General features: G+C 65.5%; 13 protein-coding genes. 6 read left to right on the top strand and 7 right to left on the bottom strand.

The window, feature by feature from the left end:
- Positions 1-42: 42 nt before the first annotated feature.
- The 6 genes from ACQ4WR_RS05025 to ACQ4WR_RS05000 all read right to left on the bottom strand — a co-directional run bounded on the left by ACQ4WR_RS05025 (position 43) and on the right by ACQ4WR_RS05000 (position 9,404).
- Positions 43-5,367, bottom strand: a complete 5,325-nt coding sequence (locus ACQ4WR_RS05025; protein WP_436485693.1) for an Hpt domain-containing protein — start codon at positions 5,365-5,367, stop codon at positions 43-45.
- 74 nt (positions 5,368-5,441) lie between these two features.
- Positions 5,442-7,679: a methyl-accepting chemotaxis protein gene (locus ACQ4WR_RS05020; protein ID WP_436485691.1), complete on the bottom strand. Its 2,238-nt coding sequence runs from the start codon at positions 7,677-7,679 to the stop codon at positions 5,442-5,444.
- Positions 7,679-8,308, bottom strand: a complete 630-nt coding sequence (locus tag ACQ4WR_RS05015; protein WP_436485689.1) for a chemotaxis protein CheW — start codon at positions 8,306-8,308, stop codon at positions 7,679-7,681. Before ACQ4WR_RS05015 ends, ACQ4WR_RS05020 begins: the two co-directional genes overlap by 1 nt.
- A 3-nt stretch (positions 8,309-8,311) precedes the next feature.
- Positions 8,312-8,677: a response regulator gene (locus ACQ4WR_RS05010; protein WP_086143773.1), complete on the bottom strand. Its 366-nt coding sequence runs from the start codon at positions 8,675-8,677 to the stop codon at positions 8,312-8,314.
- 65 nt (positions 8,678-8,742) lie between these two features.
- Positions 8,743-9,165 (bottom strand): response regulator, encoded by a 423-nt coding sequence (locus ACQ4WR_RS05005; protein ID WP_102293286.1) that lies wholly within the window; start codon positions 9,163-9,165, stop codon positions 8,743-8,745.
- An 86-nt stretch (positions 9,166-9,251) separates the two neighbouring features.
- A complete protein-coding gene (locus ACQ4WR_RS05000; RefSeq protein ID WP_038488910.1) occupies positions 9,252-9,404 on the bottom strand; it encodes a rubredoxin in 153 nt (50 codons plus the stop codon).
- A 96-nt stretch (positions 9,405-9,500) separates the two neighbouring features.
- On the opposite strand from ACQ4WR_RS05000, the gene thiD reads away from it, so the two are divergent.
- Together thiD and hemL are read left to right on the top strand one after the other, a co-directional pair.
- Positions 9,501-10,358 (top strand): bifunctional hydroxymethylpyrimidine kinase/phosphomethylpyrimidine kinase, encoded by an 858-nt coding sequence (gene thiD / locus ACQ4WR_RS04995; protein ID WP_102293285.1) that lies wholly within the window; start codon positions 9,501-9,503, stop codon positions 10,356-10,358.
- Positions 10,359-10,417: 59 nt separating this feature from the next.
- Positions 10,418-11,707 carry a glutamate-1-semialdehyde 2,1-aminomutase gene (gene hemL / locus ACQ4WR_RS04990; protein WP_102293284.1) on the top strand — a complete coding sequence of 430 codons (1,290 nt, stop codon included), beginning with the start codon at positions 10,418-10,420 and terminating at the stop codon, positions 11,705-11,707.
- Between the two features lie 5 nt (positions 11,708-11,712).
- On the opposite strand, the gene ACQ4WR_RS04985 is transcribed toward hemL, so the two are convergent.
- Positions 11,713-12,405 carry an HAD family hydrolase gene (locus tag ACQ4WR_RS04985; RefSeq protein ID WP_436485687.1) on the bottom strand — a complete coding sequence of 231 codons (693 nt, stop codon included), beginning with the start codon at positions 12,403-12,405 and terminating at the stop codon, positions 11,713-11,715.
- Positions 12,406-12,869: 464 nt separating this feature from the next.
- On the opposite strand from ACQ4WR_RS04985, the gene ACQ4WR_RS04980 reads away from it, so the two are divergent.
- The 4 genes from ACQ4WR_RS04980 (at position 12,870) to ACQ4WR_RS04965 (ending at position 17,295) form a co-directional block, all read left to right on the top strand.
- On the top strand, positions 12,870-13,748 hold the full coding sequence (locus ACQ4WR_RS04980) for an AraC family transcriptional regulator (protein ID WP_436485685.1): 879 nt from the start codon (positions 12,870-12,872) through the stop codon (positions 13,746-13,748).
- Positions 13,749-13,826: 78 nt separating this feature from the next.
- Complete coding sequence (locus ACQ4WR_RS04975; protein ID WP_436485684.1) at positions 13,827-14,744, top strand: ABC transporter substrate-binding protein; 918 nt, start codon at positions 13,827-13,829, stop codon at positions 14,742-14,744.
- Positions 14,745-14,816: 72 nt separating this feature from the next.
- Complete coding sequence (locus tag ACQ4WR_RS04970) at positions 14,817-16,313, top strand: sugar ABC transporter ATP-binding protein (protein WP_436485682.1); 1,497 nt, start codon at positions 14,817-14,819, stop codon at positions 16,311-16,313.
- Complete coding sequence (locus ACQ4WR_RS04965; protein WP_102293280.1) at positions 16,291-17,295, top strand: ABC transporter permease; 1,005 nt, start codon at positions 16,291-16,293, stop codon at positions 17,293-17,295. The genes ACQ4WR_RS04970 and ACQ4WR_RS04965 overlap by 23 nt, the downstream gene beginning before the upstream one ends.
- Positions 17,296-17,298 lie beyond the last annotated feature (3 nt).

Below are 17,298 nucleotides of genomic sequence, written 5' to 3'. Positions count from 1 at the left end.
AAGCCCCGCGTAATCCGACGACATTGTTGGCGTCGGCGTCGGTTAGGCCACGCCAGCGCCCAGCAGACGCCCCACTTCCGCCAGCAATTCCTCCTCCTGGAACGGCTTGCCGAAATACGCATTCACGCCGAGCTCGAACGCATGCGTGCGGTGCTTGTCGGCGCTGCGCGAGGTGATCATGATGACGGGGATGGCACGCGTCTTGTCGTCGCTGCGCACGTTGCGCGTCAAGTCAAAACCATCCATGCGCGGCATTTCCACATCGACCAGCAGCAAGGCCGGCATGGCCGCTGGCTCCAGCGCATGCAACTGCTCCAGCGCCTCGACGCCGTCCTTGGCCAGCAGCACCAGGTAGCCTTCGCGCTCGAACAGGCGCTGCATCACGCGGCGCACGGTCAGTGAATCGTCGACCACCATGACGCAGGCGCGCGGCGCGGCCAGCGTGCTGGAAGCGGCGCGCTGCTCTCCCGACGCCAGCGCGTATTGCGACAGCAGTTCCGGATGGTGTTCGAGGTGCTGCGCCAGCGCCACCGGATTGAGGATCAGCACGATGTCGCCCGTGCCCAGCACGGTGGCGCCGGCGATGCCGGGCATGCGCGCCAGCTGCGGGCCCACGTGCTTGACCACCACCTCGCGGTTGCCCAGCACATCGTCCACTTGCAGCGCCAGACGGTCATTGCCATTCCTCAGCAGCAGTACTGGCGCATGGCGCTGTACCGCTTGCGCCGCCGGCGCCTCGCCCAGCATGGACGACAAATGGTGCAGCGCCAGGGCGTGGCCGTGCGACTCGATATGCCCGGCCGCCTGCACCTGCTCCAGCTGCTCGCCTTTCAGGTGCAGCACCTGCTCCACCAGCACCGAGGGCAAGGCATAGGTCTTGCCGTTCGCCGCCAGCAGCACCACTTGCGTGACGGCCAGGGTCAGCGGCAAATGAATGGTGAAACGCATGCCCTGGCCCGCCTGCGTCAGCGTTTCCACGCGCCCGCCCAGGGCCAGCGCCTCGGAGCGCACGATATCCATGCCGAAGCCCCTGCCCGCCAGTTCCGTCAGGCTGTCGGCGGTGGAAAAGCCCGGCGCGAAAATCAGCTCGGCCGCCTGCGCATCGCTCAATGGCGCGTCCGGCGACAGCAGGCCGGCGCTGTGCGCCTTGCTGCGGATGCGTTCCAGGTCCAGGCCCGCGCCGTCGTCGGAAAAGGCGATCGCCACTTCATTGCCCTGCTGGCTGACCTGCACCAGCAGCTCGCCCGTTTCGCTCTTGCTTGCCGCCAGGCGCGCCGCGCGCGGTTCGATGCCGTGCACGATGGCATTGCGCAGCAGGTGTTCGAATGGCGCCGCCATGCGTTCCAGTACGCTGCGGTCGATTTCCACGCCACCGCCGCGAATATCCAGGTTGACGCGCTTGTCGACTTCCTTGGCGCTTTGCCGTGCCACGCGGAACAGGCGTTCGGCAATGCTGGCAAACGGCACCATGCGGATCTGCATCAGGTCGCGCTGCAGTTCGCGCGTCAGGCGCGCCTGCAGCACGAGGTCGTCGCCGACGGCATTCACGCTGTGACTGAGGTTTTCATGGAAGGACGCCACGTCGTTGACGCTTTCGGCCATCATGCGCGTGAGTTCCTGCAGGCGCGTAAAACGGTCGAATTCGAGTGGATCGAAATCGCGTTCGCTGCCCACGGCCATGCGCGAGGCGATCTGCGATTCGGCCTGCATTTCCACTTCGCGCAACTGGCGCCGCAGGCGCTGCAGATTGTCGGAAAACTCGCCCAGCGAAGCGCCCAGCACGCCGACCTCGTTTTCCATTTTCGAGCGCGTGATCGACACCTCCCCCGCCTGGTTCACCAGGCGGTCGAGAATATCGGCACGCACGCGCACCAGCGCCGCCTTCGGCTCGGCGGCAGGCGTGTCTTCCATGCCCGGCAAGGGCAGCAGGGGCTGCTGCAACTGCTCGAACAGGTGCAGCGCATGGTCGTAATGGGCCAGCAATTCCTCGAACGCCTGCGGCGTGGCGGTGCCCGCATGCAGCATGTTCTCGATATGCGTCTCGATTTCATGCGCATGCTGGCCCAGGCGCATGGCGCCGGCCATGCGCGCGCTGCCCTTCACCGTATGCAGGGTGCGCAGCAGCATCTGCGCCTGGCCGCTGTCGTGCGGCGGCTGCTGCCAGCTGCGCAGCGCTTCGCCGATCTGCGGCAGCAGGTCGGCGCCCTCTTCCAGGAAAACGGACAGCAGATCCAGATCGAGTTCATCGCTGATGCCGGCGCTGGCTGCCAGCAGCGCGGCCGCGTCGGCCGGCATGATGGCCGGCACCAGCGCTTCCGGCAGCGCGTGCTCCAGCAGCGGCGCGTGCTCGAAGCCGGCGTCGAACAGGTCATCGCTGGCGCCCAGGTCCGGCACTGGCGCTTCCGCAGCGGCGGCAGGAAGGTCCGGCTGCAGCGCGTCGGCGACGATGCTGGCATACGTGGCCGCGAACAGAGTTTCGAGCTGCGGCGCCGGCACCGCCGCCAATTGCTCTGCCGATTCGCCCGGCACCGCGTCGGCCGTATCTTCAGCCGGATCTTCCGCCAGCGCTTCGGCAGGCGGCACCGGCGTGCCGACAATGCTGGCGTAGGTGGCGGCGAACAGGGCGTCGAGCTGCGCTTCCCGGCTCTCGCCCGGCAGCGCCGTCAGGGCGCGCCACAGCGTATTGAGCGACTCGATCATGTCCGGCTGCGCGGGCGCCAGGTCGCCCAGCGCGAACGCCTGCAGCATTTGCCCGATGCGCTGCGTGGCGTGTTCCAGCACATCGTGCTGGGCATCGCTCAAGCCGGCCAGTGGCGGCACCACGGTTTCTATGGTTGTCTCCAGCGTATGCGCCAGGTCGCGCAGCGACTGGAAGCCCACCGTGCCCGACGTCCCCGCCAGGGTATGCACGGCTTGCAGCGCCTCGCCGCTGACGGCGCGCTGCTCGTGGCGCCACTCGCCGAAGTCGCGCGTGAGCACGCGCAGCAGTTCATCCGTCTCGGCCAGGTAAATGTTGTACAGGGGCAGGCTGATGCGCAGCTCGCCCACGTGCTTCAGGTGATCGTCGGGCGCCTCGTGCGCGGCGGGCGCCGTGGCGGAAGGAAAGCCGATCACATTGCCGTTGCTGACTGGCGGCACGGCCGGACGCGGCTTGCGCAGCTCGAACGGTCCGCCTTCGCGCACGCGTTCGGCCGCCGCCAGCAGCATGCCGGCCTCGCGCTCGCGCCCCGCGCCGCCATCCAGTTCGGCCACCCATTCGCTCAGCTGGTACCAGCCATAATTCAGCAAGGTAAACAAATCATCGCTGACTGTGCGGGCCTCGGCCAGCCAGGTATTCATGACGCGTTCGATGGCGCCGGCCGCCTCGGCAAACTGCGCCAGGCCGATCATGCGGCTGCTGCCCTTCAGGGTATGGAAGGAACGGCGCAGCATGGCCAGGTGTTCGCTGCTGGCCGCCTGCTCGCGCGGCAAGGCCAGGGTGGTATCGATAAAGGCCAGCACTTCGCGCGCTTCGGCGATGAAGATGTCGAGCATTTCCGCATCCAGGCCGGCATCGGCAGGCGCGGCATCGGCTGCGGACGGCGCGGCGGGCGCCAGCGCCTGGTCGAGCAGGGGCACGGGCACGCTGCCGCTGGCGGCGACTTTTTCAAACGGCAGCGCGCGGAAGGTACCGGCGGCGGCATCAAAGTGGAAACGCCCCTTGGCCGCTTGCGCATTGCGGCCCAACATGTCGACAAAGAAGCCCAGCGCGCTGATATTTTGCGCGATCTCGTCGAGCGCCTCGGCCTGGTCTGCCTGGGCAGCGATGGCTGGCAGCTGCAGCACGGCCGCCTCGACCTGCTGCACGGCAGCGCCCGCGTCTTCCTGTTCCAGACTGGCCAGCTGCAGCTGCAATTGCCGCAGCAGGGGCGCCACGCCGTCCAGGCAAGCCTGGCGCGCGCCGTCGGCATAATAGTCATTGAGCAGTTTTTCCACCTGCCGCAAGCCTGTTTTCATCTCGTCGGCCAGCGTGGCGACGGTTTGCCCCTGTTCGATCTGGCGCGACAGTTCCCAGGCGGCGGCAGGCGGCGGCGCCTCACCGGCCAGTAGCGCGTGCAGGCGCGCGGCGATGGTTTCCGCGTTGCCGGCGAAATCGTCGGGCAGGCGGCGCACCTGCTCCAGGCCCGTCTCGGCAAACAGCAGCGCCGTGCCGATCTCCTGTTCCAGGGCCGCGCTGCGCCCGATGGCCACGGCCTGCTGCGCCACGGCCGCGCACTGGCGCAGCAGGCTGGCCAGGGCCGGCAGCTTCAAGGACTCCGCATGCACCGCCACGTCCTGCAGCGCCGCGCCGAAATCCACGCTCAGCGTGGGGTCGAGATCGGCCTGCGCCAGACGGCTCCAGCTGGCGCGCGCCTGCGCCAGGGCCGTGCGCGCACCGTGCAGGGCGTCCTGGTCGACCTGGCCATAGCGCCGCGTTTCCACGTCGGCCGGCACCAGGCCATCGAGGGCGAAAGCGGCGCGCAGCTGCTGCGCCGCCGGCGTCGGTTCGGCTGCCGCAGCGATGAAGAACAGGGCATCGCGCAGCATCTGCTCGGGCAGGCTGGCCGTGCCCTGCGCCAGGCGGCGCAGCTGCAGGTTGATCAGGCCAAACAGCTGTTTCACATACAAGGTGCCCATGCCTTCGCCACTGGCCGCCAGTTCGGCGAAGGCCTGCATGGCAAACCAGAAGGTGCGCGCCGGCGCTTCCTGCTGCGCGTCGGCCACCAGGTTCAAGGTTTCATGCAGGACGCCCGCATGCTGGCGCCGCGTTGCGTCATCCGGCGCCTTCAGGAAAGGCAGCAGGGACTTTTCAAAGCGCCCGCGCCAGGCCGGATAATCGGCCGCAGGCGGCGCCGCGGCCAGCGCGATGGCATGGCCATCGCGCACCGACGCGGGCGGAAAGAACAGGTCGGCCGGATGGATGCGTTCGGCGCCCAGCATGCTTTGCAGGTCGCGGTAATACGGGAACAGGCGGGCCGGCTGAGGTGGCGTGCCCGCCACCAGGTCTTCCAGATACTCGGTCAGGGCCTGATACAGCCCGGCCACCACCTGCGCGTGATCCACCGTGTATTCCAGGCTGCCGTCGCGAAAGCGCGCCAGCGCCTGTTCCGCGCCGGCCGTCAGCAGGCTGGCGCCGGCCACGTCGACCATCACCAGCGCGCCATGCGCCTGGTGCAAATGCGAGCGTGCATGCTGCAGGGCCGTGGCGCGTTCCTCGCGCTCGCGGCCACCCGCTTCGAACAGGGCTGTTTTCGAGCGGCCCAGCGCCTCGCGGATTTCCACCATCACCCACGACAGGGGTTCGCTGTCGAACGGCTTGGACTGCTGCGGACTATCAGGTGTACTCATGCATGCCTCGGTAAAGAATACGTAGCGCAAAAATCGGTACGCACAACGCGCCGCGCCATCGGCTGGCGCGGCGTTCAGGCGGCGACGCGGAAGCGCGACACCGAGTTTTTCAGTTCCTGCGCCAGCATAGACAGTTTATGGATCGACTGCGCCGTCTGCTGCGTGCCATCCTGGGTCTGCTCCGTCACGCTCAGGATATGCTGGATATTCAAGGCTACGCCGCTGGCCGAACCGGCCTGCGTGCCGGTAGCGAACGAAATGCCCTGGATCAGTTCGGCCAGGTGTTTCGAGACCTGGCTGATGTCGTTCAGGGCCGCGCCGGCCGCATCGGACAGGCGCGCGCCTTCGACCACGCCCTGGGTGGATGTTTCCATCGCCCTGGTCGCATCTTGCGTGTCGGCCTGGATGGTGCGCACCAGCGCGCCGATCTGCTTGGCGGCGGCGGCCGAACGTTCGGCCAGGCGCTGCACTTCCTCGGCCACGACGGAAAAGCCGCGCCCAGCCTCGCCGGCCGATGCGGCCTGGATGGCGGCGTTCAGCGCCAGCACATTCGTCTGTTCGGTGATGTCGGAAATGAGCTCGGTGATCTCGCCGATTTCCTGCGACGATTCGCCCAGGCGCTTGATGCGCTTGGAGGTATCCTGGATCTGCTCGCGGATCTCATGCATGCCCTTGATGGCGTTTTCCACCGCCGTCGAGCCTTGCAGCGCGGCCGCCACCGACTGGCGCGCCACGTCGGCCGAAACGCTGGCCGATTTCGACACGTCGGTGATCGCATTGGCCATCTTCACCACGGTGGCGCTGACGCCCTGGATTTCGCGCGATTGCTGCTGCGAGGCGATCAGCAGTTTGCTGGAAATGCTTTGCGCCTGCGTCGAGGCGCGGTTCACCTGTTCCGCGGTGGCCGTCACGCGCCCCACCAGGCCGCGCAGTTCTTCCACCGTGTAGTTGACGGAATCGGCGATGGCGCCCGTGATGTCTTCCGAGACGGTGGCCTGCACCGTCAGGTCGCCATCGGCCACCTTCTGCAATTCGTTCATCAGGCGCAGGATGGCCGCCTGGTTCTGGTCATTCTTGGCCTTCGCCTCTTCCTCTTTTTCCTGCGACAGCAGGCGCTGGATTTCCGCTTCCTGGCGCCGCCGCTCGGCCTCGCGCGTGCGGTTGACGGAGTCCTGCAGCAGCACCCTGCCAATACCGGCCGCCGCGATCAATGTCAGCAGCACGCCAGCGACCATCAGCCAGAAGGCAAGGCCCAGGGTTTCCTGGTTTGCGTGGTACATCTGCTGCAGCAGGGTCAGGCGCTGGCGCAGGTCTTCGTTCTCGCTGAAGATCAGCTGCTCGGCGCTTTTCGCCGAACTGAATTTATCCAGGCGGTCGAGGATCGACGAGACCAGCTTCTGGTAAGTGTCGAAGCTGGCCTTCAGCGCCACCATGCGCTCGCGCAGCTCGGCGTCGCGCGTGGGCGCCAGCTGCAGCGACACGCTGCCATTGAGCAGGCCTTCGACGGCGGTGCGGAAGTACGTCGTGTCGCGCCCCAGCGAGAACGCCGTTTCCGAACTGATGCTGCCTGACGAAAGGAATTCGCTGGCGCTGCGGCTCATGCGCTGGCTCAGCATCATCAGCCGGCCGATGACGGCCAGGTCGCGCGCATTGCCGCCGCGCTGCACCTTCAGGGCGGCGATTTCCTCCGTCTGCGCCAGCAGCGCGGGCGACAGCGCGTTCAATTGCTGCAAGGTCTTGTCGAATTCGCCCAGCTCCGTTTTCAGGCGCAGGATGGTGCTGGCCGCGCGGTCGCTGCTGGCCCACTTCTTGCGCGCGTCGGCCACGGCCGCCAGCAGGCTGGCGCGCGATTCGCCGATGTCGCGCCCGTGATAGGTGCCGCCACGCTGCATCAGGCGGAAATCCTGGTTCAGCTCATTGCGGCTTTCCTCCAGCTGGCGGAACGCTTCCGGATTGCCCTGCACGGCGTTCGGCGCGGCCTTGCCGATGCGCTGCGAATGCATCAGCGCATCGCTGGCCAGCTGCGTCTGGGCCGAGGCGATATTGCCGCTGCGCGTATTCAAGCCGACGAACAGCAGGCTGGCGGCCAGGCTCAGGGCCATCACGGTCGACAGGATGCTCAATTGTTTTTGCAGCGGCAGATGGCCGATCAGCGGCAGCTTCCAGTCGCCGGCCGGCGCGCTGGCCAGCGACTTGCGCCGGCCCAGCGCATCGCGCAGGCGCAGTGGCAGGTCGGCCGCCAGCGCCGCTTCGCCCGGGCCGTGCTCCGCCTCGGCCATGCCGGATGCCAGGATAGGGGAATGGGCGCCCATCAGTGTTCATCCTTGCCGCTGGCCACGCCGGCAAAGCCGGCATCGAGGAAGCGCTCCGCCTGCGCCAGCTGCGCCAGGTCCAGGCGCAGCCAGTGCTGCCCTTCGCTGTCGCGCAAGGTCTGGCTCGCCCATGGCAGCGCCGTGCCAGCGGTACTCCCCTGCGCCGGCACGGACAGCATGCCGCGCTGCTGGCGCAAGCCCAGCACGCGCTCGACCAGCAGCGCGCAGTTCATGCCCAGGCGGGGAGAGAAAGTGATGATGCGGCTGTCGCCGCCAGCCGCGCAGGGTGCCTCGCCCATGTAGCGAGCCAGGTCGATGATGGCCGTCAGACGGCCGCGCATGGCGGCCAGGCCCAGGTACCAGTCCTGCGCCAGCGGTACGCCCTGGATGGGCAAGCCGGCGGGAATGACGATTTCACCGAGCTGCGTCAGGTCGAGCAGGCAATGCCGGCCGCCGAGCAGCACGCCCAGTTCCTTGCGTGCGGCCAGCGCGCCGCTGCGCGCAGCCTGTACCCGTTCGAACAATTGCAGCTGGTACTGGCGCAAACGGCCCTGCCGCGCGCCAGGCTCGAACGGCCGCATGGCCGACAAAGCCGCGGCAGGCACGCCATTGCCAGGCATCGTACGCATGCGTCAGGACAGCGCCGCGATCTTCGCCAGCAGGTCGGCTTCGACCACCGGCTTGACCAGGTAGTCGCGCGCGCCCTGGCGCAAGCCCCAGATGCGGTCCGTTTCCTGGCTCTTGCTGGAGCAGATGATCACCGGCACGTCCTGCAGTTCAGGATCGCGGGCGATGGCGCGCGTGATCTGGAAGCCATTCGCACCGGGCATCACCACATCCATCAGGATCAGGTCGGGCCTGGCCTGCTTCAGCTGCGCCAGCGCGTCGGCGCCGTCTTGCGCCGTCAGCACGGCGTAACCGGCACGCACCAGCATCTCGCTCAGGTAGTAGCGCTCTGTCGGCGAGTCATCGACGATCAGAATTGTGTGTATGGCCATCTGTGTTTTACTTCCTTGCTGCGGTGATTGAGTCGTGCTCAATGAATCATACTAAATGCATCATACTAAAAATGCCCGGCCAGATGCTGCCGCACGGCCGCCAGCAGCGCTTCAGGCGCCAGCGGCTTGGCCAGGCAGGCGTTGGCGCCCGCCATGCTGCCGCGCGCTCGGTCAAACAAACCCTCTTTCGACGACAGCATCAGCACCGGCGTGGCGTGAAACGCCGCACTGGCCTTGATCAGCGCGCACGTGCGGTAGCCATCGAGACGCGGCATCAGGATATCGCATACGATCAGCGCCGGCCGGCAGTCGCCGATCTTGGCCAGCGCCTCGAAGCCATTTTCCGCCACCACCACGCGGTATCCGGCGTCGCCGAGGATCTTCGCGGCAGCGCTGCGTATCGTCGCGCTGTCGTCGATCACCAGGATCGTCAGGCCGGCACTTGCGGCGCCATCGGACGATGCCGGGGGCTGTAACGGACTCGTCATTTGATTTTTCGGCAATCTTGCGTACCATAGCATAGGCTGTCGCCGCACAGGCGGGCGACCGCGGCATGCCAATTGATCAGGATTAATTAAATGGCCACCATCTCGAAATCATCCTTGCGCGCGCCGCATTCCGGGCAGGTCCAGTTCATCGGCACATCGGCCCAACGCGTGCCGGGAGCGATGTCTTCGTCAGGCAGGCCAGCCGCTTCATCATAAACCCAGCCGCAAATAAGACACATCCACGTTTGGAATTGCTGCGTTGTTTCGTTGCTACTCACGTTCTGCCACCCTTCAATCAAGTAAAATGCTGAATTAGGTATCTTAATCTACCCGCCGTGCAAAACCAAACTTCTCCCCTCATATTAAGCTTCGGCGTGTCCGATCCAGTCGGCGCGATCGGCATCCAGGCCGACCTGGCCACATTTTCAGCCTTCGGCTGCCATGGCCTGTCGGTCACCACGGGCCTCTTGATCAGCGATACGGCGCGCGTGGAAGACGTGCAGGCGGTCGACCCGGACTGGGTTTCCGACCAGGCGCGCGTGCTGCTCGAAGACATGTCGGTGGCAGCCATCAAGATCGGCGCGCTGGGCAGCGTGGAAAACGTCACGGCGATCGCCGAAATCGTCTCCGATTATCCGAACGTGCCGCTGATCCTCGATCCCTTCATTTCAGCGCTGCCGGAACAGGGCATGGACGACGAAGACATCCTCACCGCCGTGCGCCAGCTGCTGATCCCGCAAACGACCCTGCTGATCATCTCGCCCGTGGAACTGGAACGCCTGGCCGAGACCTGGCGCGACGCCGATCCGGACGACACCTTGCAGAACGATGTCGACTACCTGGTGGCGCTGGGCTGCGAATACGTGCTCGTCACCGGCATGCCGGCCGACGCCAGCAAGGCCGGCACGGCCGAAGGCAAGCTGCGCGCCAATACCCTGTTCGGCGAAGACGGCGTGGTGCGCCACGACGAATGGCGCCACCTGCCGGGCATCTTCAACGGCGCCGGCAGCACCCTGTCGGCGGCGGCCACCGCCCTGCTGGCCCTGGCGGAAAATGAAGACGACGTGCCGCAGGCGGTCGTAGCGGCGCAGGAATTTACCTCCGGCGCGCTGGCGCACGCGCAGCGCCACGGCATGGGCAAGCTGGTGCCGAACCGGCTGTTCCAGCTGCAGCGCCCGCGCGGCGCCGAATAATTCTGTAGCAGACCAGACAGACGACACAGACAACGATCCACTTTCAAGGCACGATTATCATGACGACGACTTCCCAGAACGACATCCTGTTTACCCGCGCGCAAAAAACCACGCCAGGCGGCGTCAATTCGCCCGTGCGCGCCTTCCGCTCCGTGGGCGGCACGCCGCGCTTCATCACGCGCGCCGAAGGCCCGTACTTCTGGGACGCGGACGGCAAGCGCTATATCGACTACATCGGCTCCTGGGGCCCGGCCATCGTCGGCCACGCCCATCCGGAAGTGATCAAGGCGGTGCAGGATGCCGCCGCCCTGGGCCTGTCGTTCGGCGCGCCGACGGAGGGCGAAGTGCTGATGGCCGAGGAAATCACGCGCCTGGTGCCGTCGATCGAGCAGGTCCGCCTGGTGTCGTCGGGCACGGAAGCGACCATGAGCGCCCTGCGCCTGGCGCGCGGCGCCACGGGCCGCGACAAGATCGTCAAGTTCGAAGGCTGCTACCACGGCCACGCCGATTCGCTGCTGGTGAAAGCGGGCAGCGGCCTGCTCACCTTCGGCAACCCGACGTCGGCCGGCGTGCCGGAAGATTTTGTCAAGCACACGCTGGTGCTCGACTACAACAACGTGGAACAGCTGAAAGACGCCTTCGACAGCTTCGGCGCGGACATCGCCTGCGTCATCGTCGAACCGGTGGCCGGCAACATGAACCTGGTGAAGGCCACGCCGGAATTCCTGCAAGCCATGCGCGAGCTGTGCACGCAGCACGGCGCCCTGCTCATTTTCGATGAAGTCATGTGCGGCTTCCGCGTGGCCCTGGGCGGCGCGCAGGCGCTGTACGGCATCAAGCCGGACCTGACGGCCCTGGGCAAGGTGATCGGCGGCGGCATGCCGGTGGCGGCCTTTGGCGGCAGCGCGGCGCTGATGCACAACATGGCGCCGCTGGGCGCCGTCTACCAGGCCGGCACCCTGTCCGGCAATCCGGTCGCCGTGGCAGCCGGCATGACGACATTGAAACTGATCCAGCAGCCGGGCTTCTACGAGCAGCTGGGCGCCACGGCCAAGCGCCTGGCCGAAGGCCTGACCGCTGCCGCCCAAGAGGCCGGCGTGGTCTTCTGCGCCGACTACATCGGCGGCATGTTCGGCATTTATTTCAGCGCAACGCCGCCGACGAGCTACGCGGAGATGATGGCGGGCGACCGCAGCAAGTTCAACGCCTTCTTCCACGCCATGCTCGACGAAGGTGTGTACTTCGCGCCAGCCGCCTTCGAGGCGGGCTTCGTCTCGGCGCGCCACGACGATGCCGTCATCGACGCCACCATCGCCGCCGCGCGCAAGGTGTTTGCCAAGTTGGCATAAGCGTTTTACACGGCCGCGGTGTCCATCACCACGGCCACCAGCGCCGGCAGCCTTGCCATGTCATTGAACACAAGAAGCGCGCCGGCCGCCTTCAGGCGCGCTTCCTGGCCGGCGGCGACATGCCCGCCGCCGATGAATCCCAATACCGTCATGCCCGCCGCCACGGCGGCCGTCACGCCCGTGACGCTGTCTTCCAGCACCAGGCACTGGCCCGGCGGCACGCCAAACGAGGCGGCTGCCGCCAGATAGACGCCAGGATGCGGCTTGGCATGGCCCACCAGGTCCGGCGTAAACACCCGTCCGCCAAATAACGGTGCCATGCCGGTCCGTTCCAGCGCCGACCGCACGCGCGCGCCAGTATTATTCGACGCCACCGCTTTCGGCATATTGATGGCGGCCAGCGCCCGCAGCACGCCGGGCACGGCGCACTGCAGCCGGTCGCAATCGATTTCGACGCCCTGGCGGATCGCTGCGCAGACCTCAGGCGCCAGCGGCGCGAGACCCAGTTCGAGGAACACGCCGGTCAGCAGTGTCTCGAAGTTCTGTCCTTGACGCGGCTGGATCAGGGCGACCAGCGGCGAATCGGCGGGCACGTACGGGCGCAACTGCTTCAGCAGAGAAAACAAGGTCACGCTTTCGCTGTCGACCAGCACGCCATCACAATCGCTGATCAGGTGCGTTAAATAGACATCAGACATTCAGTACTCGCATGGCGCTCTCCGGCATGGATATTCTTGAAGGGACGCCGGCCCCGACGTAGCCAGCCTGGCCAGCATACAAGCGCTGCGGGGGCCTGCGCTACGTCAAAGACCCTGTTTTATCGATACTATTTTGTGCAATTGCCATCTTTTTCCGCCAGCGTATTGCTCAGCAACATTTGACGCAATGCACAAAATTTGACTATGTATCCTCTGGGGCAACGAATATGCAAAAAAAGTATCGGTATACCCACATGGAATGAGTGGCCCCGTCGGGTTCGCCTGCATAGAATGGAACCATAAATTAAAAACACGCCCGGCCGGCAACAGGGTCGAAGCGCACGGTAACCCAGCAGGAGACACGTCATGCCAAGCATCCGCCTCGCCCCGTTCACGCCTCGCCGCCACCGCGCTTGTTCTCCTTTTCCCGCCGTCACCTGTTAAGCGACGCGAGGGAGCACATCATGAAACCCGATCTCGAAGTCGTCTGCGTGCCCGCCGATGAATCGTTTACCGCCTGGTCACACGGCTACCCCTACCGCACCGTGCGCTGGCACTTTCATCCGGAATATGAAATCCAGCTGATCACCGACACCAGCGGCAAGTACTTCGTCGGCGACTATATCGGCGATTTCACGCCGGGCAACCTGGTCATGTCCGGTCCCAACCTGCCGCATAACTGGGTCAGCGAACTGCCCGACAACCAGCCCGTGGCTGAACGCTGCCTGATCCTGCAATTCACGGCCGAATTCATGGCCAAGGCCACCGCCGCCTTTCCGGAATTGCGCACAGTCAAAACTCTGCTGGACGAATCGCGCAGCGGCCTGCTGTTTGCGCCCGAGAGCGGCGCCGCCGCCCTGCCCCTGATGCGGGAGTTGCTGACAGCGCGCGGCTGCCGCCGGGCCATGCTGTTCCTGTCGCTGCTGGAACTGCTGCTGCACGACAACGGGCGCCGCCAGCTATCCAGCCCTAGCTACCGGCCCGATCCGCACAGCTACATGGCGTCGAAGATCAACCTGGCGCTGGCCTACATCGGCAAGAACCTGGCGACCGACCTGCGCGAATCGGAACTGGCCGAACTGATCGGACAAAACGTCAGCTCGTTCTCGCGCTCGTTCAGCAAGCACACGGGAATTTCCTTTGTGCAATACGTGAACTTGCTGCGCATCAAACTGTCCTGCGAAATGCTCAGCAATAGCGCCTTGAGCATCACGGACATCTGCTACCAGGTGGGCTTTAACAACCTGTCCAATTTCAACCGCCAGTTCCTTGCCCACAAGGGCATCTCGCCCTCCAAGTTCCGCCGCTACGACGGCTTGAAAACGGCGGCGCCAGGCAACTGATTTTTCGCTTCATGCCCCGGCAGCAGGCAAGGCAAGGCTGCCACGACACCCAAAATCCATACTAAAAACCAGGAGACGATGATGTTGAAAAGAAAACTGCTTGTCCTGTCCACGACCACCGTGTGCGCCGCTGCCCTGTCCCTGCCCGCCAGCGCCGCGCCGCTGAAGATCGGCATGTCCTTCCAGGAACTCAACAATCCGTATTTCATCACCATGAAAAAGGCGCTGGAAGAGGCGGCCGCCAGCATCGGCGCCACGGTGGTGATCACCGATGCACGCCACGACGTGGCCAAGCAGACGAGCGACGTGGAAGACATGATCCAGAAGAAAATCGACATCCTGCTGCTCAACCCCACCGATTCGGTGGGCATCCAGTCGGCCGTCAAGTCGGCCAAGGCGGCCGGCGTGATCGTCGTCGCCGTCGATGCGAATGCCAACGGCCCCGTCGATTCCTTCGTCGGCTCGAAAAACTTCAATGCCGGGCAGCTGGCCTGCACCTACCTGGCCAAGAGCCTGGACGGCAAGGGCGACGTGGCGATTCTCGACGGCATCCCCGTCGTGCCCATCCTGGAACGGGTGCGCGGCTGCAAGGATGCGCTGGCGGCCTTTCCTGGCATCAAGATCGTCAGCACGCAAAATGGCAAGCAGGAACGCGACCAGGCCCTGACGGTCACGGAAAACATCCTGCAGGCGCAGCCCAAGCTGAAAGGCATCTTCAGCGTCAACGATGGCGGCGCCATGGGTGCGCTGTCGGCCATCGAGGCGAACGGCAAGGACGTCAAGCTGACCAGCGTGGACGGCGCGCCTGAAGCCATCAAGGCCATGCTCAAGCCCAATTCCAAGTTCATCGCCACGGCCGCCCAGTACCCGCGCGACCAGGTGCGCCTGGCGCTGGCCATCGCCATGGCCAAAAAATGGGGCGCCAACGTGCCGCCGCAAGTGCCGGTCGACGTCAAGCTGGTGGACAAGGCCGGCGCCAAGTCCTTCAGCTGGTAAGCGCCGCGCCTGGCGCACTCCCCGTTTCCGCGGCCTGGCTGCGGGACGTTCTCCGTTCCTCCGGGTCCCATCATGCAGACGATCTTGCAGCTACAAAACATCACCAAGGGCTTTCCTGGCGTGAAAGCCTTGAACGGCATTAACCTGGACATCCGCCAGGGCGAAATCCACGCCCTGCTCGGTGAAAACGGCGCCGGCAAATCCACGCTGATGAAAATTCTCAGTGGCATCTACCGGCCCGATGCGGGCAGCATCGTGGTCAATGGCCAGCCCTGCGATTTCCACAGCTACAACGACGCCATCGCCGCCGGCATCGCCATCATCTTTCAGGAATTCTCGCTGATTCCCTACCTGAACGCGGTGGAAAACATCTTCCTCGGACGCGAAAGGACGAATGCGCTGGGCCTGCTGTCGAAAAAAGCCATGCGGCAGGAAGCGGCGGCCATCTTCGCGCGCCTGGGCATTGCCATCGACCTGGCGGCCGAGGTCAGCCAGCTCAGCATCGCCCAGCAGCAGTTCGTGGAAATCGGCAAGGCCCTCTCGCTCAATGCCCGCATCCTGATCCTCGACGAGCCGACGGCCACCCTGACGCCCAGCGAAGCGGGGCACCTGTTCACCATCATGCGCGAACTGAAACAGCAAGGCGTGGCGATGATTTTCATTTCGCACCACATGGACGAGATCTTCGACGTGTGCGACCGCATCACCGTGCTGCGCGATGGCCAATACGTGGGCATGACGGAGGTGGCCGCCACCGATGTCGGCCAGCTGGTGGAAATGATGGTGGGACGCAAGCTCGAAGCGAACTTTCCCGCCAAGCCCCTGCCATCCGGCACGCCGGCCATCGTGCTCGAGGCGCGCGACGTGCGCCTGAGCAAGGATGGTCCCAGCAACAGCTTCGCACTGCGGCAGGGCGAAATCCTCGGCTTTGCGGGCCTGGTCGGTTCCGGCCGCACGGAACTGGCGCTGGCCGTGATGGGCGCCCAGCCCGCCTGGCACAAGGAGATCCGCATCCATGGCGCAAAAGCCAGCCTGCGCGATCCGGCCGATGCCTTGCGGCACGGCATCGGCCTGCTGCCCGAGAGCCGCAAGACGGAAGGGCTGATCCTTGATTTCAACATCATGGAAAACATTTCCGTCAATAACCTGGGCAAATACACGGGCGCGGGCCTGATACGCCGCCCGGCCGAACTGGCCGCCACGCGGGCCGTGATGGCCAAGGTGGGCGTCAAGGCGCCCGGCCCGGGCACGCGCGTGGGCACCCTGAGCGGCGGCAACCAGCAAAAAGTGGTGATCGCCCGCTGGCTCAACCATCACTGCAAGATCCTCATCTTCGATGAACCCACGCGCGGCATCGACGTGGGCGCCAAGGCGGAAATCTACCGCCTGATGCGCGCCCTCACCAGCGATGGCTATTCCATCATTTTGATTTCATCGGAACTGCCGGAAATCACCGGCATGTGCGACCGGGTCGCCGTGTTCCGGCAAGGTGCCATCGTGGCCCTGCTGGAAGGCGCTTCCATACACTCGAGCGAGGTAATGCGCCATGCAACAACCGCCCAACACTGAGACCCTCGCCGCGCCGCGCGGGGCCGCCCCCGCCACGGCCACATCGCTGTGGGTCATGCTGAAGCAGTCGCCGGCCTTTTTTCCGCTGCTTGGCCTGCTGCTGGTATCGGCGGCCATGGCGGCCACCACCGACCATTTCTTTTCCGCCGATAACCTGGTCAATATCGCGCGGCAAGTGTCGATCAACGCCATCATCGCCGTCGGCATGACGTGCGCCATCCTCAGCGGCGGCATCGACCTGTCCGTCGGTTCCGTGATGGCGCTGACGGGTACCCTGACGGCGGGCCTGATGGTGGCCGGCCTGCCGCCCGGGCTGGCCATCGCGGCCGGCCTGGCCGTGGGCATCGCCTTTGGCGTGGGCAACGGCTTCTTTGTCGCCTACGCCAACATGCCGCCGATTATCGTCACCCTGGCCACCATGGGCATTGCCCGCGGACTGGCCCTGCTGTACACGGGCGGCTACCCGATCAACGACTTGCCGGACTGGTTCGAATTCTTTGGCCGCGGCAGCGTGCTGGGCGTGCAGACGCCGATCCTGGTGATGCTGCTGGTGTTCCTCATCGCCTATGTGCTGCTCGACCATACGCCGCTGGGCCGCTATATCTACGCCATCGGCGGCAACGAGGAAGCGACGCGCCTGAGCGGCGTGCGCGTGGCCCGCTACAAGCTGCTGGTGTACGCCATCAGCGGCGGCACGGCCGCCATCGCCGGCCTGGTGCTGACCTCGCGCCTGATGAGCGGCCAGCCGAACGCCGGCATCGGCTTCGAGCTGGACGCGATTGCCGCCGTCGTCATGGGCGGCACGGCCATCACGGGCGGACGCGGCGCCATCGTCGGCACCCTGATCGGCGCCGTCATGCTCGGCGTGCTGAATAACGGCCTGAACATGATGGGCGTCTCGCCCTACCTGCAAAACATCATCAAGGGCGTGATCATCCTGCTCGCCATTTACATCAGCCGCAACAGCAGCAAGCGCGCCTGACCA

This window comes from Janthinobacterium amylolyticum, from assembly GCF_051380655.1.
Taxonomy (GTDB): Bacteria; Pseudomonadota; Gammaproteobacteria; order Burkholderiales; family Burkholderiaceae_D; genus Janthinobacterium.
The sequence above is the reverse complement of the archived record's forward strand: the minus strand, read 5'-3'. Positions and strand labels throughout refer to the sequence as shown.